5 protein-coding genes are annotated in these 3,860 nt (G+C 38.2%); 4 read left to right on the top strand and 1 reads right to left on the bottom strand.

Going from position 1 to position 3,860, the window contains the following annotated elements; genetic code table 11:
• Nucleotides 1-193: 193 nt before the first annotated feature.
• Nucleotides 194-343 (bottom strand): hypothetical protein, encoded by a 150-nt coding sequence (locus tag ACJMLH_RS09525; protein WP_405277077.1) that lies wholly within the window; start codon nucleotides 341-343, stop codon nucleotides 194-196.
• A 514-nt stretch (nucleotides 344-857) separates the two neighbouring features.
• Here ACJMLH_RS09525 and ACJMLH_RS09520 point away from each other — a divergent pair.
• The 4 genes from ACJMLH_RS09520 to ACJMLH_RS09505 form a co-directional block, all read left to right on the top strand.
• Nucleotides 858-1,664, top strand: coding sequence for a hypothetical protein (locus tag ACJMLH_RS09520; RefSeq protein ID WP_405277075.1), 807 nt, complete (start codon nucleotides 858-860; stop codon nucleotides 1,662-1,664).
• A 13-nt stretch (nucleotides 1,665-1,677) separates the two neighbouring features.
• Entirely contained in the window at nucleotides 1,678-2,328 is a 651-nt protein-coding gene (locus ACJMLH_RS09515; RefSeq protein ID WP_405277073.1) for a hypothetical protein, read from the top strand.
• A gap of 265 nt (nucleotides 2,329-2,593) precedes the next feature.
• Nucleotides 2,594-2,833, top strand: a complete 240-nt coding sequence (locus ACJMLH_RS09510; RefSeq protein WP_405277071.1) for a hypothetical protein — start codon at nucleotides 2,594-2,596, stop codon at nucleotides 2,831-2,833.
• 171 nt (nucleotides 2,834-3,004) lie between these two features.
• Nucleotides 3,005-3,860, top strand: an 856-nt coding sequence (locus tag ACJMLH_RS09505; protein ID WP_405277069.1) for a phage/plasmid primase, P4 family, incomplete at its 3' end; no start/stop codon positions are given.

Below are 3,860 nucleotides of genomic sequence, written 5' to 3'. Positions count from 1 at the left end.
GCATAAGGCTTTGCGTGATTTTAAAACTTTCACCTTACTGTCACCTGACTATCATGTACTGTCACCAAAATCACTAAAAGGAGGTGTGATTTGTAGAAATTTTAAACAATTCGATGCCCCAGGGGGGAGGCAAAATTTCCCGAGCTGCGTTCGCGACCTTCGGGCGCTTGCCTCCACGCAGAAAAACGCTAATTCAAACGGGGGTATATGCCCTGTGGAGCAAATCGAAATAAACAGCATTTAATACCAGATGTTTTATTTCTCCATTGACGATGAATGAAGATGGGAAGAGATGTATCTTTATTGGTTTTTTCAGTAATTGGATTGTTTGTATGAAAAACATGATTGATGTCAGCCAAAAATAATTGGTTTTATGTTAGCAACTTTTGGAAGTTAATGCCTGTTTGTCTTGAAGATGATGTGGGTTCTGCTACTAATGTTTAGGTGGTGACTATTTTATAAATGTCAATATATTTTCTAAGAAAACAATAAACAGTTATATAAAAACAAATACTTATCACAATGTTCGAATTAAAATTGGATGTTTGATATTTTTACTCTTAAAAAACTGATTAAGTGTGTTAATAATATAAATGCTACACGAGAGGCTGATTTGAATTGCTGGTGGAAAAAATCCTGTAATAATGATTAGGTTCGTGGTCATAAATTTTGGAAATTAATAAAATTATATGGAGGAATCGATGGAGATACCACTAATTAATGAGGCTTATCATGCTGGGGAATCTCTTATTTTTTCAAAATTAAACCAGTCTGACATCCAAGAAGAGATGGAGAAATACTATGCCCAATTTTTTGTGGATTTAAGCAGGAAGATTAAACAAGATGTTGATTATCAATTGCATGGTTCTATGGAAAACGGAAAAATTGTTAGCCCAGACATCCTTGAAGAATATTCATATGCCGCTATTGATAAAGCATTACGCGAATATGACATAAGCCCCTATACTGACGCTACAGTAGTTGAAGTTTCACTTCAGTTTTCTTTTCTAATGGGGTATTTGAGAAAACATGAAGTTGTTGATAAAGATGTTTTCTTTTTTGAATTACATAGAAGAGGAGGTCCTCAGCCCATATCAGATTGGATTTATTCATTCATAGGGCTTAAACATTCATCGATGACATTGGAACAAATGCTGGAGAATTACTTTAATTTGTACACTAGATATCCAGTCCATATCACATTTAGAAAAATAGATTTAACTGAAGATGCGTTTTATACAGGGCACAGAAAAGACGGAACTTCCTATGTTTATCATACAGATGATGATGTCTTTGGAAACAAAGAAATACTAGGAGGAAGCTATGAAGCTGTGAAGCATTTTTCTGATGGCAAAATACATGATGTGCACCACTTAATCCCAGTGAAATTACTTAATTTAACCGGAATTTTGAAAGAATGGGAAGGTCCCTGCATCAGGATGGAAAAAAAAGATCATTTGGTAACAGAATCATATGGAAATAAGTCTATGTTGAAGAATGATTATATTCTACTGCAGTTAGAGTACCTTAAAGCCAAAGACATTCGTTCAGCGGTTGAATTGGAAATTGCAGACATTAGAGCAAAATTCGGTTCCAAGTATGAAGATGCTATAAGAGATGTCATGAAGTATGTTTCTCAATTGGAAAAAAAATTTAATAAGTAAAAGGACGTTTCATATGAAAAAATTTATATTAACCCCGAATATTTCTGTTGGACCTTTTGTATTTGGCATGGAACGTGAAGAAGTTTGGAAAATGATGAAAGATGAATTTGGGACAGAACGAGAACTACCCACTTTTGAAAGAGAATACTATACAAATCCTAACGTACTTTTGGAATATATAGATAATAAGCTCGTATCAGTAAGTTTTGTCGATGATCGTTACGGACGTTACTGTGAAATATATTTAAATGGTGAGAAAATATGGCCACGAACTCAAAAGAAATTTTTTTCCATATTCGGAGAACATTCCTTTGTTGATGTGTATGGAGAATACATGTCTTCCGAGCTTTCAATAGCAACTGAATGGGAGCTTGATGGAAGGCATAATCTGCTTCTTGCTATAACAGGATACAGTAAAGAAATGATAGAGTGTTTTCAGTTTTTTGGAATTATACTGGAGCTGAAAAAAGGAATGGAGCGTGATAAAGTTCGTAAGCTTATAGGACGCACACCTAAAATTTCAAATGACGGAAGAACGGATTGCTATCCGCAAGGTTTTTACTCTCCGGAAGAAACATTTATAACTTTTGATGACAACAATAGACTCGTAAAAATAACAAAGAAATATTATATCAAAGGAAAAATACAGAACGTTTTGGAATAAAATTCATTCTTGGAAAGTCAACGTTACTTACGAGATTCTTGACGGTAAACTGATCCGCACCGAGGCGGTGAAGGTGCTCCGGATAAAGTAGCAGAGCACCGTTAGAACCGCTTTACTTATCGTAGCGGAATGCAGAATTGCCCGTGGTTTTTTTACAAAAAAGCGTTGCGGCAGAAAAGCAAATGATCAGTTTACTAAACCCACGGGTAAAAATGCGGATGAAATCGTTGAGGAGCTGAAACGGCAGAAGAACGGAGTCAAGTTCATGAAGCTTTACGTTGACGGCAACATAGAGGACTACAACAATGACGATTCTGCCGCCGACTGCGCTCTGGTATCCCTTATTGCCTTTCGCACCGGCAATGATCCTGATTTGATTTATGAAATCATACAGAAGTCGGCACTGATGCGTGATAAATGGAATCGCGATGATTACAGGGAAAGAACCATCCGTGCAGGTGTTGAAGCCCTTAATGGTCAATTCCATCGCTCAGTAAAGGTCTGACCGTATTTCATTGAATACATTGAGAGCAAGGGTATTGAGGTGATTGTTCCCACCAAACTTGCCAAACATGTCCGGGAGAATCTTCATTATATATTTGTCAGGGATAACGCCAAGGAGGGAGTACTCACCTACGTGTATGAGAACGGCTGCTATCGTCTCTATTCTGTAAATATGATGATTGGCAGAATTAAGCAGTTTGTAGTTGAGTATGACGAACACGTGGTTTCTATGGGAAAGGTTCATGAAACCTACAGTCTTATCACCACAGATCTGATTTTTGTTTCCCATGAAGATATTGATGCCAATGAGAACATCATAAATTTTCAGAATGGTCTGCTAAATATAACCACCATGGAGCTTTTGCCGCATACATCGGATGAACTCTCAACCATTCAGATCCCATGTAACTGGATTGGCCATCCTCTGCCTACACCTGTTTTTGACGGTTTCATGAATACGCTGACCAGTGGTAATCAGGGAGAGATTCTCTTCGTCAATCAGTTTGGCGGAGTGTGCATCTCTAACGTTCCGGGGCATCGCATGAAAAAGGCCATATTTCAGATCGGTAAAGGCAATACCGGTAAAACCCTGTTAATCAGCCTGATTCAGATGTTTCTCGGCAGAGAAAACTACATCAGCATTGATTTACGAGAACTTGAGGCACGATTCGGGGCGGGAACACTCTACGGCAAACGTCTCGCAGGATGTTCTGATATGAGTTTTATCCGTGTCACCGAACTTAAGGCTTTTAAGATGTGTACCGGAGGTGATCCAATTTTCGTTGAGTTTAAAGGTGAGAACGGCTTTACCTACAGATACCGCGGAATCCTGTGGTTCTGTGCCAATCAGCTGCCGAAGTTTTCAGGTGATGATGGTGAATGGGTATATGACCGCATTGCACCTCTGTTCTGCAACAACGTAATTCCTCCGGAAAAAAGGGATAAGTTACTGCTCGAAAAAATGTATGCCGAGCGTGAAGGAATCATCTACAAGTTTGTAATGGCTCTGAAAATGGTTATTGCCAACG

Source organism: Methanobrevibacter sp. (assembly GCF_045116495.1).
Taxonomy (GTDB): Archaea; Methanobacteriota; Methanobacteria; order Methanobacteriales; family Methanobacteriaceae; genus Methanocatella.
The sequence above is the reverse complement of the archived record's forward strand: the minus strand, read 5'-3'. Positions and strand labels throughout refer to the sequence as shown.

Coding starts and splice junctions, on each gene's coding strand:
- ACJMLH_RS09525 (WP_405277077.1), bottom strand. CDS start 343: ATGTTTTTCATACAAACAATCCAATTACTGAAAAAACCAATAAAGATA.
- ACJMLH_RS09515 (WP_405277073.1), top strand. CDS start 1,678: ATGAAAAAATTTATATTAACCCCGAATATTTCTGTTGGACCTTTTGTA.
- ACJMLH_RS09510 (WP_405277071.1), top strand. CDS start 2,594: ATGAAGCTTTACGTTGACGGCAACATAGAGGACTACAACAATGACGAT.